Origin of the sequence: Bdellovibrio sp. (assembly GCF_036384735.1) — a bacterium.
Taxonomy (GTDB): domain Bacteria; phylum Bdellovibrionota; class Bdellovibrionia; order Bdellovibrionales; family Bdellovibrionaceae; genus Bdellovibrio.
The window spans coordinates 1-18,533 of the sequence record NZ_DASVLT010000073.1 but is presented as its reverse complement, the minus strand read 5'-3'; the positions used below and the strand labels follow the sequence as shown (position 1 = coordinate 18,533).

The following is an 18,533-nucleotide window of genomic DNA, read 5'->3' as shown; positions in this document are numbered from 1 at the left end:
TGGATTTCCAGTCGCTTAGGAATCAGTGTTGTGGAAGCCCGCGAAGCATTGACTCGTCTTATTCGTTTGGGAGTTTTAGAGGATTCTCGAAACTTAAAGCGCAAAGCAAGGCCTTTGAATGTGACAAGTGATAGGCCTTCTCGGGCGATTCAGTCCTATCACCATAAAATTTTAAATCTGGCGATCGAAAAACTTCCGGTAGTTCCTTTGCATAAAAGGGATTACTCGGCCATGACCTTTCTTGCGGATGCCGAGAAAATTCCATCGGCGCGCAAAATGGTTGAAGAGTTTCAAGATCGTCTTGTCGATTACCTACAAACACCCAATGCCAAGGAAGTTTTTGTGTTGGCCTGCCAGATCTTCTCTCTGGAAAAGGATTAAAATGAAAAAGTTGATGTCGGTTATTTTATGTCTAGGTCTTTCCGCTTGCGCCAGTAAAGAGCTTCGTATTCATGGCCAGGAAGAGTCATCTACGGCTCTGTTTAATATGGAGGTCTCTGCCGAGATCAACGAGGACTACTCTGATCCCTACAATATTCTTTTACAGATTAACTTTGAAAGTAATGACGGCAAGTGGATTCGCATCGATGAAGCGGAAGTATTCACTGATAATAAAGAGGATGCTTTTAACGTGATCGTAGGCAAAGACCTGGTATCTTGGGCTGAAGCGAAAGACGAAGAAAAGAAGATCCGCGATCACAACACAGAAATGACTGACAACGTAATCACAGGAGTTGGTGGCGCGGCTGTGGTTCTAGGAATTCTGACTGGCGATAAGAATATTGCAGCGGCGGGACTAAGTGGTGTTGCAGCGGGTGCAGGGATGAGTGCTTATCATAAAATATCTGAAAAGAAAAAAAATGCACAGGGTGTGAAGATGGTGCCCGAAGGACATCTGTATGCCCCATTCACTGTACCTTCGATGTCCTTGACTAAACGTTGGGTCTTGATCAATTGTCCATCAGGTCGTGTAAGTAAAGTGATCAAGCTGCGTTTGAAAACAGTAGAGGGCGAGTCTGTGACTTACAAAATCAATTTGATGGAGAGATCATGAGGCGTCTTCTTTTAACTGCGACTGTCATTTGGTCCTTCCATGTGGCTTACGCTAGCGGTGACCGTGTCGGCAATGGAGGAGACGTTGTTCAATGTAAAACGTCCTCTGAACTATTAGATTTTTACGAGGCTTCAGAGCCACTTAAAGATTTCGGGGCCAAAGGCTACAAGGAGATCTTAGATCAGGTTTTAGAGAACTTAAAAAGATTGAATCCAAGTCAGGCTACCCAGTACTCGAGGCGCCTACAAGAAATCTATCAGTTGATTGATTTCAAGTCCGATGTTTTGCTGACGGATGTTGATGATTCAAAACATCTTTTCCTGCCAAAAGATAAGGACTGTAAATTGCTACAGATCGCAATTCGTCGCAATGTGGTCTCGAAAGTGACGAAGCGATTTCTTGTCAATGAGGACCTATGGAAGGCGTTGTCTGAAAGAAGCAAAGCGGGCCTGATCATGCACGAGGCCGTCTACGAGCATTTTTATAAATTGGGCGAAGACAACTCTTCGAAAGCTAGGATCTTAAATGCATATCTATTTTCAAAAAAAGCCACGACGGATTCATCGGAGGATTACTGGGGCATGATTAAAAGTTTGAAAATTTCAATCTATAAATAGCAAAATGGAATCAGCCCTTGGTCCTAAGCCTTTGGACTGAACCGCAGTTACAATGATAAAACCGTCTGACTCGCTCCTGAAAACTTCCTAAAATAAAAGCGCACTCAACTTTTCTGCACTCCGGCTTCACCGGAGTAGAATAGCTTTAGGAAATTTCATGGCGAACGACGAATCACTCAAAGAACGAATCTCTGAACTTGAACACGAGTTGGCCGTTAAAGAAGCGGAGCTTCACCGCTATCGCTTGGAACTAACTAAAGCAAATACTTCACTTGAAAAACTCATCGCACAGATCAATCAAGAGTTGAAAATGGCTCAGGCGCTGCAAAAGTTTTTGTCGCCAACTGAGCTTCCCAATGTGCAAGGGTTCGAGTTCAGCACGAAATTTTTGGCAGGAACTCGTTCCGGAGGCGACTATTTCGACATCTTTGAGCATGAAGATAAGTTGAAATTTGGCATATTGATCTCTAGCGCTACGGGTTACTCTCTCTCCTCGTTGCTTTTGTCCGTTATCATTAAGATTTCATCTCAGATCGAAGCCCGTCGTGGCCTTGAAGCCCACAAAGTTGTGGCGCTGCTCGCCAAAGAAGTGGTGCCTAACATTCAAAATGAAGATCGTGCGAACATCTTTTACGGAATTGTTGATCGCCGCAGTTATGAGTTTCAGTATTGTTCTATTGGCGATATCGACGGATTTTTGCAGGTCTATGGCAAAGACAGTCTTCAGGAACTACTTCCGACTGGACCGAGCCTTGGAAGAGATTTTAACACAGAGCCTCAAAGTCGCACGGTGCAACTCAACCCTCGTGATAGGGTGATCATAGCTACTGAAGGCCTGAAGAATTCGCAAAACTCACTGGGAGTTGCCTGGGGAGGACACCGATTGTCCGAGGCTATTTCTAAAGCCCCGCGCCAAGGAGTTCACGAACTGCGCAATGAAATCCTTTATGCAAATCAGAAGTATACCGGCAAAGAGGACCCGGTTCGCGATCAGACTTTGATTGTCACTGAAGTCAAAGATCGAGTGATTAAGTTAGCTAAGAACTAGAGCGGGCCCAAAGGGACTGCTAAGCAAATAGTGGCGTGACATTGTTGATAGCTTTTAATATTACTATTTTATTCTATTAGGAAACTCAGAAAGGACACTCAAATGGCTGAGGTTAATATCTACGAAGGCGCCTTGGATAAAGGTTTAGAAGGCGTTGTTGCTTGTACAACGAAAGTATCATTCATCGTTGGCGATAATCTTAATTTCCGCGGTTACACAATTGACGATCTAGCTGCGAACTCAACATTCGAAGAAGTGACTTACCTTCTTTGGAATGACAAACTTCCAACTGCTGCTGAATTGCAAAAATTCTCTGCAGAACTTCACAACGAAATGGCGTTGTCTCCAGAATTTATCAAAGTTCTAAAAGGCATCCCGACAAACGTTCACCCAATGGGTTGGCTGCGTACTGCTGTTTCTTTGATGGCTCACTACGATAAAGATGCAAACGATATGTCAGCAGCTGCAAATCTTCGTAAGTCAGTTCGCATGACAGCGCAAATGGGAACTCTTCTTTGTGCATTCGATGCAATCCGCAAAGGTAAAGAACCAATTGCTCCGAAAACTGACAAATCAATCGCATGGAACATCATGTACATGTTGGGCGGTGGTAAAGAGCCAAATGCTGAACACGTAAAAGTTATGGACACTTGCTTGATCCTTCACGCGGATCATGAGTTGAACTGCTCTGCATTCGCAACTCGCGTAACAGCTTCTTCATTGTCTGATCTTCACTCTGCAATCGTTTCTGCAATCGGCGCCCTAAAAGGTCCTTTGCACGGTGGTGCGAATGAGCAAGTGATTTTGATGCTTCAAAAAATCGGCACAATGGATAAAGCTCAGCAATTCGTAAAAGACGCTTTGGAAGCGAAAGAAAAAGTTATGGGTATCGGTCACCGCGTTTACAAAAACGGCGATCCTCGTGCTCGTATCCTTCGCGGTATGTCTGACAAATTGACTCAAGCAGCTGGCATCCACACGATGTACGAAATGTCGACTTTGATTGACGACACTATGTACAAAGAAAAAGGTTTGATGCCGAACGTGGATTTCTATTCTGCGACAGTCTACTTCGCAATGGGTATCCCAACTGATTTGTTCACTCCGATCTTCGCGGCTTCTCGTATCTCTGGCTGGTGCGCTCACGCGTTCGAGCAATACGCGAACAACCGTATCTACCGTCCTCGTGGCAAATGGGCTGGTAAAGAAGGTTTGAAATGGACTCCGGTAGCTTCTCGCTAATCGGAATCTAAAAGCAAATTTACTTTACTTTGACGAAGTCGAAGTGGAGACGAGTTAAAAAGGGAGCTGTTAAAGCTCCCTTTTTCTTTTTGTCGAACGTCGTTCTAGTATTAAGTCCGCCAATTTATTTTTTTCTGATTTACGACATCTCATCCGTTTTCTTTTCGAAATCTTCGAGCCTACAGCCCAGAATCATCTTACTCACGCAGGGAAGTGGCGAGATAATTTCTATATGGCGATGGCAGGGGGATGCGAAACATGGGCGCTTTGCGTACAGCTTCATTATTGGCTCTGGTAATACCTTTCTTATTCCAGGCAAAATCTTTTGCTCAAGTCTCCACTAGCAGTTTTGATACTGACATCGGTGGGCCGACGACTGTTGTTGGAAATCAACCAGATTACTATTCAATTATCGATCAGCTTTATATCGACGATATGCGAACGGCCATGAGGAACATCTGGAATCACGGATTGAATCCAAAGGCTTATTGGACCGACGACATGGAGTGGTCTTATCAAAAAGGCGGAGGCTATAGCCGCGATCTAAAATATCGTGCAAACCAAAGCTATCTGCAACTTCTTCAGGACCTTTACGGAGGCAGCGCTGATCCACAAATGATTGGTTATGATGTGAAGTTTGTGAAAAAGAATTTTCTGACGCCAAAACAGCTGGCCGCGATTGTTTTAGCTTCGGGAAAAAGAGCGGACTCTGTGATTGAAGCAGTGGCTCCGCAGAACCCTCCGTATCTTTCTGTGAAAGAGGCATTGAAAAAGATTTATCCAAACTGTGCAGCGAATGGACAGTGGATCCCGATCACGCCTTCTAAAAAAACTTTGAAATTGAACTCGAAGGATAACGCTATTTTAGGAATCAAAAAACGTTTGGCCCTTCTTGGTTATAAAATCACAAACATGGATAATCTTTTTGATGGTGATGTTCTAACTGCGGTAAACGATATCCAATGGAATTTACGTATGAAACCCGACGGAATAATTTCTCCGGGTGGTCGTACCTGGAATTTTTTAAATATTTCATGTATGGATCGGGTTCGTCAGATGCAAGCTGACATGGAGAAAATGCGCTGGTTTCCACAAAACTTTGAAGATCGCTATATCTTTATTAATCTGGCAATGACTTACTTTGCATTGGTCGATAAGACGCCGGGTGCTCCAACAACAATGTCATTTAGAACAATTAACGGTCGACCAGATAGAAAATCGCCAACTATGCGTGACGAAATTGTGACAGTGATTTTCAATCCATTCTGGGTCGTTCCACCCACTGTTTTCATGCAGGACAAAGTGGAAGAGATTAAAAATCTTCAACCTTACGAAATCGCGGCATACTTCGCTCAACATAATTATGAGGTTTGGAATAAAGCTTTCACAAAACGTCTTGATCCGACGACGATCGATTGGTGGGGAATTAGTCAGGGTACTTCATCGCCAGACATTTATATCAGGCAAAAACCACATCTAGGAAATGCTTTGGGTGTGATTAAGTTTGAACTTACAAACTCGTTTGCGATTTACTTGCACGATACAAATCAGCGAGAACTTTTCATCGAACCACAACGCCAGCTAAGTTCCGGTTGTATTCGCCTGGAAAAGCCATTTGATTTAGCAGAGTACATCTTGCAGGGCACACAATGGAATCGAGCCGCCATTGACGCCGTTGTCGCAAAACCCGGTGAGGTTCTTTCTAAATCCACAGAGGTTCCGGTGAAAATGAAATTGCCTGTTTACACCGCTCACTTAACGTCTCAAATGAGCTCGGACGGAATCATTCGCTTTGTTGATGATTCCTATGAGCAGAACGGCCTAATTTTAAGGTATATGTCAGCCGCCTTTTGATAGATACGAAAAAAAGGCGTACTGCAATGTACGCCTTTTTTTATCTCAATCTTGAATTCACAATAATGGTCGGAATGGGTGTCGACAACAATGTCTGTCGGGCCGTGCTTCCTAGGAAAGCTCTTAGCAAGGCATTTCTTCCGTGTGTACCCATGATAAGGAATTGATATCCTTTTGCTGCCTCTGCCACCAAGACCTCTGCAGAAGTCGGACCTTTTTCATCAAGAATAAAAGACGTGCGCACACGTTTCGACTTAAAAAGCTGCGCTTTCTTTTTCAAAGCTTGTCCAGATTTTTGACGAAGCGTTTTAATAAAAGAATCATCTAGGTAAGCTGTTCCTGACATTGAAGCGAATTGATCAGCGGTACGTACAGTCTCTGTGATAGAGTGAATCATCACGATTTCTGCTTTTAATTCAGCAGCAAGTTTCAATGCATAGGCTTCAGCGCGACGGCTATTTTTTGATAGGTCTGTCGCGAGCAAAATTTTTCCGCCTTTTTCAACATGGGGTTCAAGAACTTGCGGCCCCAGAATCAACGCCGGAGTTTGTGAGTTGCGAATCACCTCTTCGGCAACGCTACCCAAGAACAGTCGATCAAGCCCTGTTTTGCCGTGAGTTCCCATAATGACCAAACTTGGTTTCGGGGAAGAGTTTTGAGCCTTCAAAACTTCTTCGACGGGATTGCCAACCTTGCCAATGACTTGAACGCGGATTTTCTTTTTAGAAAAAAACCGGTTTACTTCCTCAACTTTGGTTTTTTCGTCCAAAGTATCTTCTTTTTTGCGGCTGGGGTCTTTGACGTAAATGTATTTTACTTGCCCTTTAAGTTGGGACGCCAATTCTGCGGAATAATTTTGAAGCAATTCAGATCGTTGTTGGGAAAATTCAGTCGCGTTCAGAAGATCGTCGGCCACCAACATATTTTTTGCCATGGGGCACCTCGCTTAATGTTTCTATTGTATCTCTGTCTGTGGGGTAGCACCACGAGAATGTATTAAGGCCACCATTAAAAAAGCATTGATACACCGGGGTTCTAAATTGCTTCTCGAGCGCGTCAATGTCTATACTCAGAGTCATAAGAGGTAAGAAAAAATGGCATCTATTTTTACGAAAATCATCAGCGGTGAACTTCCTTGCTATAAAATATATGAAGATGAGAAAGTTCTTTCGTTTCTTGCGTTGGATCAAGTGAATCTGGGACATACATTAGTAATCTGCAAAGAAGAAATCAATCATTGGACAGAAGTTCCTCCAGAGATTTACGCGCACCTTCATAAGGTTTCTCAAAAGATCGGCAAGGCAATTCTGAAGGCATCGGGGGCTCCTCGTATAGGACAAATGGTTGCTGGCTTCGAGGTGCCTCACTACCACTTGCATTTAATCCCAGCTTGGTCGATTCCAGATCTTGATTTCAAACGAGCGACTCGTCGCTCAGAAGCAGAGATGAAACAAATCCAATCTGAAATTATCAAACACTTGGATAAATAATGAACGACAGAATGCCAGTGGCGGGAGCCCTGTACGAACACTACAAAGGAAAGCCTTACCGAGTGATCGGTATCGGTCGTCACAGCGAAACTCTAGAAGAGCTTGTGATGTATGAATCTTTATACGAAAACTCTTTAGGGCGTCTATGGGTTCGTCCCTTAAAGATGTGGATGGAAGATGTTGAGGTCAACGGCCAAAAAGTTCCACGTTTTAAGTTTGTATGTAACTAAGACGCTTTGAAGTGAGAGGGGACTTTCAGCGCCAATTTTTAGCCAACGCTTTTAATCTATTGTTTCAAAATCAAACTCATCTCGAGTTACCATCAAGCGTGGAACTTTCCGGATCCTCACATTCGCAATTTCCGCAAATGCGACGATCGCTAACCCAAAAGAAAAGTCTCAAAGTGATCTCTGACAAATTACCAGAAATTATTTTCTGCCGTAAAAAAGTGGAAGAAAAAGTCAGACTTGATGTAGGATTAGGTAAAGCTTCTATTGGGGCTGGGAAGGAGGTGGTGCTTATGGTTCAACACTGTGACATAACCATGGCGGAGGTGACGGCTTCTTAGCCGGCGTAGACCTTCGCCTAGGATTCTTAAAGAATCTTGTTACAAAAGGCGGTTTTCGAACCGCCTTTCCTTTTTTGAGCCACTTAACTGCGGTCGACTCACAAAAATCTAGTCCAATATGTAATCCGTAGTTTCTAACTTAAATCCTCGAAATGCCGATAAATTCTTGAACAGTCGCTGTAATTGGAAAGCAGGATTTTCAGGCAATGTCGGACGAACAAAATAATAATTCTCCCTCACAACTTGATGACATGTTTGTGATCGACTTTGAACAGGTCGAGCAAGTGTCCCGCGCTTTCTTTGATGAGTCGAAAGAAATTCTCGACAATCTTGAAGAACAAATTTTGAAACTCGAAGAGGATCCGAACGATATTGATCACATCAATTTGATCTTCAGAAAAGTTCATACACTCAAAGGCAGTGTCGGAGCTGTACCAGGCGGTCAGCTCCTGGGATCGTTATCCCATGAGTTCGAGGCCTTGCTTAATCGTATTAAGCAAGAAAATCATGTCATCACACGCGAGTGCATTGATCTGTTTTTAGAAAGTGCACGCCTTTTAAAAGTTCTTGCAGAGGCATTGCGCGAAAAACGCGAGGTTTATCCTGAAGAACTCAGCGAAGCGATTGAGGTCATTACCCGATACGGCAGCTTCCAATTCTCTAATGGCACAATGAATAAGCCTGCTCGTAAGGCCTCACTTAAAAAAGTGGCTGCTGTCTCTGACGATGATCAGGGGGTTTGGCTTTCGAATAAGCAGCTGAATGAGTTATTGAAAATTTCTGGCGAGCTTCTAGTTCTAAAAAATTTCTACACAATAATGAACCAAACTGTGAACTTTCGCGTGCAGCCGGAATTGTTTGAGCGCCGTCAAAGCGATTTCAATCACAATCTTCGAAAAATCTGCGATCAATTTCAGTCGCAGATTCAAAGTGTGCGCAAGGAAAAAGCCGAGGAAAGTTTCCAAGGCATTCCAGTTCTGGTTCGTCAGGCCGCCACTGAACTTAACAAGACGGTGCAGTTTGAGATGCACGGTATGGATTTACTGATTGATAAATCTTTGGCGAAGGAGCTTTCCGACTGCGTTGTTCATTTGGTCAGAAATTCGATTGACCATGGTATCGAAGATCAGTTCGAGCGCACGGTGCAAGGCAAACCTTCCATTGGGCAATTAAGTCTCGAAATCGCTGACAAAAACGGAGTCATTCATCTTATTTTCAAAGATGACGGCGCCGGTCTTAATAAAGAGCGCATTTTAGCTCGCGCGATCAGTACGGGCCTTACAACCGAAGAAGAAATTCCTCAGTTGCAAGATGAGCAGATTTACCGTTTCATCTTCCAACCTGGTTTCTCAACGAAAGATAAAATCACAACAATCTCGGGCCGTGGCGTAGGTATGGACGTGGTCTTAAATACTGTTGATAAATATGATGGTCAAATTCATATTAAGACTGTGCCCGGTCAGGGAACAACGTTCCACTTGGAAGTTCCAGCTCCACAGCACATCATGGTGGAAGCGGCGTTGCTGGCGACATGGAATGGTCTTCAAGTCGCAGTACCAATCACATCAGTGTCTCACATTACTTCTTGCAGTGAATTGCAAGTCACGACGGTGAACCATTTGCGTTATTGCCAGTTCAGTGGACTCACCGTACCTCTTTTGAATTATCAAGAGATGCTTCAATCATCTGTTTCGGAATCCGCTGATAAAGTAAAAAATTCTTCTGCTATTTTCATTAAAGCTAAGGATGCGGTCATAGCATTGCTTGTTGATAAGATCGAAGGCCAAACAGATCTTGTTGTCAAAAATTTCGGAAAGATCCTTGGTGGCCAAAAGGGCTTCAAAGGAGTCTCGATCCTTGCTGATGAAAATGTCGCCTATATCATCGACCCTGAAAGTTTATTAGGCGTGCTGGCTTCCACGCAAATGAGGGAGGCTGCATGACGACTGATGATTTCTTTGGTGATGATTTTACTGCCGAATTGAAAGGCTATTATCTAGACAGCCTTCAAAAAGAGATCGCGAAATTCATCGATCTTATCGATGAAAGCACCTGGAAAAAAGTGCGTGTTGAAATTCGCGAACAATCTCAAAGCTGGTCAGTAGATGCAAAAAGTAATGAATTTGAATTCCTTTCTGCTTGGTTCTTGGATTTACAAGCCAAGCTGGATCTATACTCTAGTCATCAGGATTTGATTCACGCTTTACAAACGGCCAAGAAGTACGTGGAAAATCTTGTGGAAACCAAAAAGGATTCTGCGGATTATCCGTCGCAATATGCGCTGACGGCAGAAGCTCAAGGCGAAACTTTGTATCTTCATTGCAAGGTGACGGATCAGGAATTTGTGATTCCTATCAAGAATGTCGTGGAAGTCATTGGCTCTTTGCCATTATTTCCTTTGCCTGAGAAGCGCCGCGGTTTTTTGGGGGTCATCCCATTCCGTGGCGATGCCGTTCCTGTGTTTAACCTTCAGGATCACGGCTTTCAGAATGTCAGCTCGAATCGATTGTTCTATGTGATTTGTGAATTTGAGGGTTTACGTTTTTCGCTTCAGGTGACTGAAACGGACGAACTCATAAACCTGCATGATAAAGATTTGCAGAGCGTTGAGAATAACTCTGTGATGAACTCTGTTTCGTTCATCCGTAACTTTTTCGTAAAAGATCAACGCTCGGTGATGGTCTTAGATATTGAAAGATTGGTGGCCGCATGAACTCCCATTATTTATATCCAGGAAAGATGGCAGCCTTTAAAGAGGAGACAATCATCTCGACTCTTTTAGGTTCCTGTGTGGCGGTTGCTATTCATGATCCGACAACAAAAATTGGCGGATTGAATCACTATCTTTTGCCCGAAGGCCTTCCTAATGAAGCGTTGAATACTCGCTATGGAACTTTTGCGATTCCAGCTTTGATCGACGAATGCGTACGCTTAGGCGCTAATCGCAGTCGTTTGCAGGCAAAGATCTACGGTGGAGCGAATGTCATCAGTGTTTCGTCTTTGGGCGATGGCATTGGTAAGCGAAATATCGAGGTTGCTGAAACTCTTCTGCGTGAGATGAATATTCCTATTCTTGAGCGCAATGTGGCCGGTGAATATGCTCGCACAATTAAGTTAAATACTTCGAACTTTGATATTCTTTATAACTCCGCAGGGGGAACTACTTCTGAAAAAGCAGCGGTGGATGTGTCTGGTTTTAGACCTCTATCGGTTGCGAAGAACGTAAAAGTTCTGGTTGTTGACGACTCTGCGACAGTAAGAACATTGTTCACGAACATCTTCACAAAGAGTGGTTTAGAGGTCGTGGGTGCGGCGGCCGATGCCTATCAGGCTCGAGAGTTGATTTTAAATAAAAAACCTGACGTTATGACTTTAGATATCGAAATGCCGAAGATGTCTGGGGTTATGTTCCTAGAAAAAATCATGAAACATCATCCGATTCCAGTTGTGATGGTATCTTCTTTGGCAAGCACGGGGGAGGCGGCATTAAGGTCGTTAGAACTTGGTGCCGTTGAATTTGTGCATAAGCCATCACAGTTTGATCCTGCGGTTTTAAAAGATCTTGCAGGGATGCTTGTTGATAAAGTGCGTGCGGCGGCTTCGGTGAATGTTTTAAAGAAATTGAAAGAAGCTCCGCCCGTGATTGAGACTAAAAGCACAACACCCATGAAGTCAGTGGTGAAGCGCGCGGCCGAGTTGAAAGTGGTTGTTGTCGGCGGAAATGCAGGTTCTGCGGATTCCTTGGAAAAATTCGTAAAAGGCTTGGCTGCGGATACTCCTCCAGTGGTTGTATCTTGCAGTACAGTTGCGAACTTTGCGACAGCTTATGTTAGCAAGCTGAAGGCCTCGTCAAAAGTGACGCCCGTCATTGCCAAAGACGGCGAGTTCTTACGAATGGGACACGTCTATTTTATTCCTTCGGAACATCATGGTCGCATTGTAACAGGTCCACAGGGCCCAATAATTAAGATAGCTAAGGGAGCTCCTGTGGCCTCGCAACTTCCTTCAAGCAATGTATTGTTCCAGTCTGCTGCCGCAGCCTATAACAAAGGTGTATTCGCTGTTTTGCTAGGCGGATTCGGTTCCGACGGAGTCGATGGTTTGACGGATGTTCAGAAAATGGGTGGCGCCACTGTTGTGCAGCATCCTGAAGAAGCTCAGTTCCCTTACGGTCCGCAAAAAGCCATTGAACTTGGTGTAGCGGATGAGGTACTTAAATCAGAGGGACTGTCTCAGTACCTGATGCAGTATCGAAACCAAAACTTGTACTAATCTTCGCCTGGAGAATGTCCCGGCAAGTGGTTCAAGAACAACTTGCGGGACGTGCTCTTGGAACTTCTCAATTTTATCGGAGGCGAGTTTGTCGCTTCTGAAAGCAAAAAGACCTTCATCAAAAAATCTTCTTTCGATGGATCTGATTTAGCGACTGTTGCGCAATCTGATGCGATGGATGTAATCAAAGCGTTACAAGGGGCTAAAAAAGCTCTGACACAAATTGAAAATCAAACTTTGGAAAATCGCTCGCAACATTTGCTTGCAATGGCTCAGCATCTTGAGGCGAATAAAGATCGCTATGCATTTCTTGAAGCTCTTCATCAAGGGTTGCCCAAATCCTTTGTTTTAAAAAATGATATTGAAGTGGCTATCGCCCATTTGAAGCAGGTTGCTCAAAGTCTTCTGCAGGACGGAAATCATTACACAAGACCTTCAGGTCTGGTCGGCATTATCACGCCATGGTGTTTGTCATTGCGTGAAGTTATGGAACGACTTGCCCCTGCGCTCGCTGCTGGGAATGCGGTGATGTTGAAAGTTTCGGAACATTCTCCTATCACGGCGCAAGTTCTTGGTGAAACTTTGCAAGCCGCCCACGTTGAATCAGGCCTTGTTCAAATTATTCAAGGCGGTGCTGACGTGGCTCAATTGATTGCAGGGCATCCAAGCATTCGTGCTGTCACAGCTGCAGGACGTAACTCAACGATGGAGAGTATTGCGAAAGCCGCGTTGCCTCAATTCAAAAAGTTGCAACTCAGCGGTGGAGCAAAGAATGCGACCATCGTTTTAGCAGATACGGATTTTAAATCTCGAATGAACGAGATCATGACGCCATTCATGTTGGGACAAGGTCAGATGTGCTGGAATTCATCACGTCTGTTTGTGCTCGAATCTTTCTATAAAGAATTCATGGATTCACTGAACGAGTATCTTCAGTCATTGAAGCCATTGGTATCGCCAGAAGGTGAGTCCGTGTGGACTCCGCTGATTGCGGAAGATCGTATTTCTGCGATTGATGAACGCAGTCAGTTTGGTGTGTCTGAGCATGGAAAGATTTTCTGGGGCTCAAAGCGTGCCGATCATCCGGGATATTTCGTGAAGCCAACAGTGATGATGGATCTTCCGAATTGTTCGGTCATGCAACAGGATGAATTGCATGGGCCTTTGATTCTTGTGACTTCGGTGAAATACCAACACGAAACTTTGAAGTGGGCGAATACTTCTTATCTTGCTCATTCGGCTGTGGTGTGGGGGCCCGAGGAAAAACTAGGGAAAGTCAGCGGCAAGCTTGAAGTTGCCCAAGTTTGGGAAAATTGCTGGATGAGTGGTGAAAGCAACATAATTTTCGGGCACAAACAATCAAGCTTTGGAAATCTCGATGTTGCCTGGAATGGATCATTTTATTCGGACGTTAAGAAGTTGACGGGTGCTCGCTAGTGTCAACTTCGTGACGAGTTTCTCTGTCGATTATTTGACGAAGATCAGTTCAAAATATGTGTTTTCGCCCGAGTTTTGACATCGCAATGAGGGCAAAATGCTTCCTCTTTTACCTCCGAGGAATCGCGATCAGCAATGTGCTTAAGTTCAAGAACAGTGCCGCAAAGTATGCAATTGTTTTGGGAAATTATAAACTCGCGGTGCTTGGGAGTGTCGATTTTTTCAAAGTAGTTGATCTTGTTGGCTTCCATTTTCCTCGTCCTTGAGTCGCAATTCCTCACATCCTGTGAGGAAAGCAAAATGAAGTCTTTGCAAAAGCTGTTCACAGGCCTAAGTCCGGACATCGGACGCTTATCTAAAATGTAAGAGCCGCGGTCACGGTTCGATTCTCGATAGGGTGCTCCTCCATTATCAAAAGGAGAAACCATGAAAAAGTCCCTCACAATTATCTTATCCATTTTTGCCCTAACCCAAATCATCGGTTGTATAGAAGTCCGCGATAAAAATTCAGATGATCCAGTTCTTAAATCTGCAAACGTGTCTTCGGATGAAGTCGCTGAACAGGACATGACCATCGATGAGCCGGTTTATTATGTGGGAGGAAAATTTTTGCATGAAAAAGAGTTTCAATATGCTCAGACAGACAAAAATAATCCACTTTGGAAAGTGCAGGCTTCATGGAATAAGAAAATTAGTAAACTCACTCTCGGAAAAAATGCGGTGATCTATACAATGGGCGCAAATGTTCATTTGGAGGTTGATAATTTAATCAGTGATGGAGCACAAATTACGACATTTCCTATCGGTTCCACCGCGGTGGAGGGACAAGTGGGAAAATCAGGCGGCCATATTTATCTTGAGGTGAATAAAGCTGAAGGATTTTTATCTATCGTCATGCGCGGGCAAAATGGCGGCAAGGGATTCAAAGGAGATAATCCAGACAATTCCAAGAACGGTGTTTGCGATAGTAAAAACATCAGTGATCCCGCTACTAAATATAAACTGGCTTCAATGATAGTTAAGACTCCAACTGCGGGAGCTACTGGAAACAAAGGCCATGACGGATTTAGAGGTGGAGATTCAGGAACTTTCGCTCTGGTTGTATTAGATCGCAATTCGTATGATTTATTTAAGACTAATCTCTATAAAGATGCTATCCCGGGTCTTGGAGGAGTTGGCGGTGACGGTGGCGACGGAGGAAAGCAAGGTGTTTGCCCTGGAATTCCCCTGGATTCAAAACTAGATGGTGGTACAGGCCCGCAGGGAGATCATGGTCCGGATGGATCGGTAGAGAAAAGCTGCTTTGTCAGTGTATACGATGAACAAGCCGTAGCGGATTGCAAATAGCCACAAGGCGGTCGAGGACAGCCTTTAATTTTTGCTTCAGCTATCGAAATTATTTATTCTTTTCGACGGAGGATGTAGAGATGCGTGGTTTTATTTTAGCTCTGACTTTAATGTCATTGGCCGCTTGTGCTAGCAAACAAAAAGAAACTCAACCTGCAGTTACGAAAGTAGGAATTGTTTCTTTATTTGAAGATGATTTCGCGGTGTTTTCTCTGAAGCCAAATAAAAAAGAGAAACAAGTTTCTGTGCGCACGGCGGGCTGGTCGATGAATGATGCGTTTCTCTCGGCATATGATACGCAATTGAAGGCGTTAAAGCGCGAGCCAATTCGTGTGAATTTGGATTCAAAAACTGTGAATGACATGATCGCTGAAGCTCGCGGCTTGAAAGACATTTACTTGGGGGATCGCTGGCAAATCCTCACGCAGTACGTGCTAGAGCAAGCGCAAAAGCAAGGGGCAGATTATTTGATCATGGTTCATCCTACTTCTAGCAACACGTATAAAGAGTATCAAGCGGGTTACGGCATCGCATGTGGTGCGCCGATGTTTAAGAAGCACGAAGCAGCTGCTTACTTCTTGATGCGCGCGGAGCTTTGGGACGTGAGAAATCGCAAGATCCAATCGACTTCGACGGTGACGCCGGATCAAGTCTTCTCAAAAATGGCCAAGCATTGTGATCTTTTAAAGAAGACGAAATCAGATAAGTTGTCTGAAGAATCAAAAGGCTCTTTCATCGATATGGTTGGAAAGACTACAGATCTGAACCTTGAGGGGTTAGGGATTAAAAATCCACTGATGTAAAAAATGAAAACCGCCTGATGAGGGCGGTTTTTTTATTTTCTTAGAAGCTCGATGATCTTGTTTTCTTGGGCAAGCCCGTCTTTGCGACCAATATCGATCAAGTCTGCACAGAATGAGGGTTCAAAAAGTAGATAACTAATGATTTCGCTGGCGTCCTCCAACGTACCAAGGCCTTTCAGTAGATAGCGAACGATTCTTGGAAGCTTGTAAGCTTTTTGAATTGCTATGTCACCAATATCCGCAGAAGGCGCGATAAACAAATAATCCAAAGGACGAAGAGCAATTTTCTGATGTTGGTCTTGAGGAATCGCGTTCGCATAGTCATTCAGGCGACGAAGACGATCGACGTCTTGTTCGATAGCATCAAGCAAGACACCGTTCAAAATCGTATTCACAACACGAGATACAGTGGGTGATGCATCATTAGCAGTAGCACGCTCTTCATAAGCAGTCGTCGTTTGACGACGAACGCCGATAATCATCAGCTTCTCTGCACCCAAATAGATCGCAGGACTGCATGGAGCATGATTGCGAACTGCTCCGTCACCCCAATAACGATCATTCACTTGGACAGGTGGGAACAATAGAGGAATCGCGGAGGAAGCCATGATGTGATCAGTCGAGATCGAAGTTCTTTCACTTCGTTTTCTGCCTTTGTCCCAAGTAGGTAAAACATCTTTACCTTGAACGAATGTTACAGAGGCAGAGTTCGCGTAATCAACAGAGGTGATCGCAAGAGCGGTTAAGTGCCCGGCATGGATATTCTGTTCAACTTTATTGTAGTCCATGTTTGAATGAATCAACTCACGCAGTGGAGCTGTATCAAGCAACGATCCACCGGGAGTCGTGCCTGTCAGAGAGCCAAAAGATAAATCGCGCATCCATTGAAAGCCGATGCGACCCATAGTGATGGCGTCTGTCGAGAAAACTTTCTCGATAGAAAGTCCACTCCACAAACGAACAAGATTGTCGACGGCGAAGCCAAAATTTTCTGCATTTGAAGCAAGCGAACTTGCATTGATAGCTCCAGCACTGACACCAGAGAGGAAATCAAAGCGAACAGGTAATCCGGATCTTTCACTGATTTCTTTGACTGCGGCTAGTACGCCAACTTGGTAAGCGCCACGAGCGCCTCCGCCAGATAGGACCAATCCCATTTTTTTCGCCATCAAAACTCCCTTAACTTATGGTAGCACTAATGGCGGGTCCAACAAGTCCTACCCCTGAGGCCTGGACGATTTTGAAACAAAAAAGCCCGCTTGTGGCGGGCTTTTTTTACTCGAGGTAAGTGGTTTTTAGCTTTTGCTCGGCCTCGTATTTTTCAAAGGCCAGCTGAATAAGTTGAGAAACCAAATCCTTGTAACTAAGGCCGGTGGCTTCCCACATTTTAGGGTACATCGAAATTTTAGTGAACCCCGGGATCGTATTGATCTCGTTGATATAAAGTTCGCCATTTTTTCGTAAGAAGAAATCCACACGAGTTAGGCCATCACAGCCCATCACTTGGAAAGTCTTTTCAGCCATCGCGCGAAGACGTTTTGTTACATCTTCAGGAAGTTTTGCCGGGATTTCGATCACCGCACCATTGTCGTCAACGTACTTCGCTTCATAAGAATAGAATTCATGTTGAGGAATCACTTCGCCTGGCAAAGAAGCTTTCGGCGATTGATTCAAGCCCATCACAGAGCATTCAAGTTCACGACCCTCGATAAATTCCTCAGCCAATACTTTCGTATCGAATTGGAAAGCATCTTGAAGTTTTGGTCCGAAATCGGCAGCAGATTTAATTTTATGAACGCCCACTGAAGAGCCTGCATTCGCTGGTTTAATAAAAAATGGTGAACCAAGTTTTGCTACGACATCGTCGTAAGAAGTTTTCTCGAACGGAGTCAAAAGCATATAACGTGCATTTGAAATTCCCGCGTTCGTCAAAAGACGTTTCATGATTTCTTTATCCATTCCCGCAGCAGAAGACCAAACTCCACAACCTACGAATGGGACTTGAACCATTTTGAAAAGACCTTGAATTGTACCGTCTTCCCCCATAGTCCCATGAAGAATTGGGAAGGCGCAATCCACAGCGGTTTTGCTATGATCTTTCAAAGAGTAAAGAACAGGTTTGCCCATCAACGCCATCAGCGAAACAGGCTCGGCATTCTGTGGCAAAGCCTTATCGTCGATCGCCACATGGGTGAAGATGTTCATGTCTGGAAAACGATACCAGCTGCCTTCTTTGCTAATACCGATTAAAATCGGAGAAAATTTATCTTTATCCAAAGCATCCGCGATGTTTTTCGCTGAGCGAAGAGACACTTCGTGTTCCGCAGACTTACCACCAAAAATAAGAGCAATTACTTTTTTCATCTTTTATCCAAAATCCGTTTTTAGGCCCACTCAACCAGTTCATGCGCAAGACCGAAGATGCCTGCGAAGACTTCATTCGGCTTTGCATCTCCATACATATAAGCGGGAGTCGTCACAACTTTTGTTTCGCGATCTGTGATGTAATCATCAACAGGACACTCTTCATGTTGTGCCCCCGTTTTCAAAATTTCAGCGATAGTGTCTTGATCGTCACCGATAGTTACAGTGACTTTCTTGTCGCCCAAAACGCGAGCTAGCAAAACAGGGGCGATGCAAATGGCGCCGATCGGTTTGCTTGCGCTGTGGAAATCAAGGATGACTCTTTTTACGTCAGGATTCACGTCGCACTTCGCCCCTTTTTCAGCCCAGTTGCAAAGATTCTTTGCAGCACCGAAGCCGCCGGGGAATGCAATAGCATCAAAATCTTTTGCATGAAG

Annotated in this window: 17 protein-coding genes and 1 pseudogene; 14 read left to right on the top strand and 4 right to left on the bottom strand. The window is 44.3% G+C overall.

Annotation, left to right across the window (positions count from 1 at the left end; all coding sequences use genetic code 11):
- The 6 genes from VF412_RS20035 to VF412_RS20010 form a co-directional block, all read left to right on the top strand.
- On the top strand, positions 1-381 hold a 381-nt coding region (locus tag VF412_RS20035; protein ID WP_331341057.1), incomplete at its 5' end, for a DUF4423 domain-containing protein.
- Between the two features lies 1 nt (position 382).
- Positions 383-1,054 carry a hypothetical protein gene (locus VF412_RS20030; protein WP_331341056.1) on the top strand — a complete coding sequence of 224 codons (672 nt, stop codon included), beginning with the start codon at positions 383-385 and terminating at the stop codon, positions 1,052-1,054.
- Positions 1,051-1,671 (top strand): hypothetical protein, encoded by a 621-nt coding sequence (locus VF412_RS20025; protein ID WP_331341055.1) that lies wholly within the window; start codon positions 1,051-1,053, stop codon positions 1,669-1,671. The genes VF412_RS20030 and VF412_RS20025 overlap by 4 nt, the downstream gene beginning before the upstream one ends.
- Before the next feature lie 157 nt (positions 1,672-1,828).
- Complete coding sequence (locus tag VF412_RS20020) at positions 1,829-2,719, top strand: PP2C family protein-serine/threonine phosphatase (RefSeq protein WP_331341054.1); 891 nt, start codon at positions 1,829-1,831, stop codon at positions 2,717-2,719.
- A gap of 102 nt (positions 2,720-2,821) precedes the next feature.
- A complete protein-coding gene (locus VF412_RS20015) occupies positions 2,822-3,961 on the top strand; it encodes a citrate synthase (protein ID WP_331341053.1) in 1,140 nt (379 codons plus the stop codon).
- Positions 3,962-4,219: 258 nt separating this feature from the next.
- Positions 4,220-5,815 carry a L,D-transpeptidase family protein gene (locus tag VF412_RS20010; RefSeq protein WP_331341052.1) on the top strand — a complete coding sequence of 532 codons (1,596 nt, stop codon included), beginning with the start codon at positions 4,220-4,222 and terminating at the stop codon, positions 5,813-5,815.
- Between the two features lie 40 nt (positions 5,816-5,855).
- Here the strand turns inward: VF412_RS20010 and VF412_RS20005 are convergent, their stop codons facing one another.
- Positions 5,856-6,749, bottom strand: a complete 894-nt coding sequence (locus tag VF412_RS20005) for a universal stress protein (protein WP_331341051.1) — start codon at positions 6,747-6,749, stop codon at positions 5,856-5,858.
- 160 nt (positions 6,750-6,909) lie between these two features.
- On the opposite strand from VF412_RS20005, the gene VF412_RS20000 reads away from it, so the two are divergent.
- From VF412_RS20000 to VF412_RS19965, 8 genes are all read left to right on the top strand, one after another.
- Positions 6,910-7,305 (top strand): HIT family protein, encoded by a 396-nt coding sequence (locus VF412_RS20000; RefSeq protein ID WP_331341050.1) that lies wholly within the window; start codon positions 6,910-6,912, stop codon positions 7,303-7,305.
- 11 nt (positions 7,306-7,316) lie between these two features.
- Complete coding sequence (locus tag VF412_RS19995; RefSeq protein WP_349259020.1) at positions 7,317-7,535, top strand: DUF1653 domain-containing protein; 219 nt, start codon at positions 7,317-7,319, stop codon at positions 7,533-7,535.
- A 544-nt stretch (positions 7,536-8,079) separates the two neighbouring features.
- On the top strand, positions 8,080-9,816 hold the full coding sequence (locus VF412_RS19990; protein WP_331341048.1) for a chemotaxis protein CheA: 1,737 nt from the start codon (positions 8,080-8,082) through the stop codon (positions 9,814-9,816).
- A complete protein-coding gene (locus VF412_RS19985; protein ID WP_331341047.1) occupies positions 9,813-10,586 on the top strand; it encodes a chemotaxis protein CheW in 774 nt (257 codons plus the stop codon). Before VF412_RS19990 ends, VF412_RS19985 begins: the two co-directional genes overlap by 4 nt.
- 26 nt (positions 10,587-10,612) lie before the next feature.
- Positions 10,613-12,145: a chemotaxis protein CheB gene (locus tag VF412_RS19980; protein WP_331341046.1), complete on the top strand. Its 1,533-nt coding sequence runs from the start codon at positions 10,613-10,615 to the stop codon at positions 12,143-12,145.
- Between the two features lie 57 nt (positions 12,146-12,202).
- Positions 12,203-13,582, top strand: coding sequence for an aldehyde dehydrogenase family protein (locus tag VF412_RS19975; protein WP_331341045.1), 1,380 nt, complete (start codon positions 12,203-12,205; stop codon positions 13,580-13,582).
- Between the two features lie 426 nt (positions 13,583-14,008).
- On the top strand, positions 14,009-14,929 hold the full coding sequence (locus VF412_RS19970) for a hypothetical protein (protein WP_331341044.1): 921 nt from the start codon (positions 14,009-14,011) through the stop codon (positions 14,927-14,929).
- An 80-nt stretch (positions 14,930-15,009) separates the two neighbouring features.
- The gene (locus VF412_RS19965) at positions 15,010-15,732 is read left to right on the top strand and encodes a hypothetical protein (protein WP_331341043.1); all 723 of its coding nucleotides are present in this window, start codon (positions 15,010-15,012) and stop codon (positions 15,730-15,732) included.
- Between the two features lie 32 nt (positions 15,733-15,764).
- Here VF412_RS19965 and VF412_RS19960 read toward each other — a convergent pair whose 3' ends face one another.
- From VF412_RS19960 to VF412_RS19950, 3 genes and pseudogenes are all read right to left on the bottom strand, one after another.
- Positions 15,765-16,901, bottom strand: a complete 1,137-nt coding sequence (locus tag VF412_RS19960; RefSeq protein WP_331341042.1) for a patatin-like phospholipase family protein — start codon at positions 16,899-16,901, stop codon at positions 15,765-15,767.
- Positions 16,902-17,007: 106 nt separating this feature from the next.
- Positions 17,008-18,096, bottom strand: coding sequence for a D-alanine--D-alanine ligase family protein (locus VF412_RS19955; RefSeq protein WP_331341041.1), 1,089 nt, complete (start codon positions 18,094-18,096; stop codon positions 17,008-17,010).
- A gap of 20 nt (positions 18,097-18,116) precedes the next feature.
- Positions 18,117-18,533, bottom strand: a pseudogene (locus VF412_RS19950) (isoprenoid biosynthesis protein ElbB); the annotation flags it as partial.

What these genes read in the sequence shown, in the direction of transcription:
- VF412_RS20030 (WP_331341056.1), top strand. Translation starts at nt 383, where the DNA reads ATGAAAAAGTTGATGTCGGTTATTTTATGTCTAGGTCTTTCCGCTTGC.
- VF412_RS20025 (WP_331341055.1), top strand. Translation starts at nt 1,051, where the DNA reads ATGAGGCGTCTTCTTTTAACTGCGACTGTCATTTGGTCCTTCCATGTG.
- VF412_RS20020 (WP_331341054.1), top strand. Translation starts at nt 1,829, where the DNA reads ATGGCGAACGACGAATCACTCAAAGAACGAATCTCTGAACTTGAACAC.
- VF412_RS20015 (WP_331341053.1), top strand. Translation starts at nt 2,822, where the DNA reads ATGGCTGAGGTTAATATCTACGAAGGCGCCTTGGATAAAGGTTTAGAA.
- VF412_RS20010 (WP_331341052.1), top strand. Translation starts at nt 4,220, where the DNA reads ATGGGCGCTTTGCGTACAGCTTCATTATTGGCTCTGGTAATACCTTTC.
- VF412_RS20005 (WP_331341051.1), bottom strand. Translation starts at nt 6,749, where the DNA reads ATGGCAAAAAATATGTTGGTGGCCGACGATCTTCTGAACGCGACTGAA.
- VF412_RS20000 (WP_331341050.1), top strand. Translation starts at nt 6,910, where the DNA reads ATGGCATCTATTTTTACGAAAATCATCAGCGGTGAACTTCCTTGCTAT.
- VF412_RS19995 (WP_349259020.1), top strand. Translation starts at nt 7,317, where the DNA reads ATGCCAGTGGCGGGAGCCCTGTACGAACACTACAAAGGAAAGCCTTAC.
- VF412_RS19990 (WP_331341048.1), top strand. Translation starts at nt 8,080, where the DNA reads ATGTCGGACGAACAAAATAATAATTCTCCCTCACAACTTGATGACATG.
- VF412_RS19985 (WP_331341047.1), top strand. Translation starts at nt 9,813, where the DNA reads ATGACGACTGATGATTTCTTTGGTGATGATTTTACTGCCGAATTGAAA.
- VF412_RS19980 (WP_331341046.1), top strand. Translation starts at nt 10,613, where the DNA reads ATGGCAGCCTTTAAAGAGGAGACAATCATCTCGACTCTTTTAGGTTCC.
- VF412_RS19970 (WP_331341044.1), top strand. Translation starts at nt 14,009, where the DNA reads ATGAAAAAGTCCCTCACAATTATCTTATCCATTTTTGCCCTAACCCAA.
- VF412_RS19965 (WP_331341043.1), top strand. Translation starts at nt 15,010, where the DNA reads ATGCGTGGTTTTATTTTAGCTCTGACTTTAATGTCATTGGCCGCTTGT.
- VF412_RS19960 (WP_331341042.1), bottom strand. Translation starts at nt 16,901, where the DNA reads ATGGCGAAAAAAATGGGATTGGTCCTATCTGGCGGAGGCGCTCGTGGC.
- VF412_RS19955 (WP_331341041.1), bottom strand. Translation starts at nt 18,096, where the DNA reads ATGAAAAAAGTAATTGCTCTTATTTTTGGTGGTAAGTCTGCGGAACAC.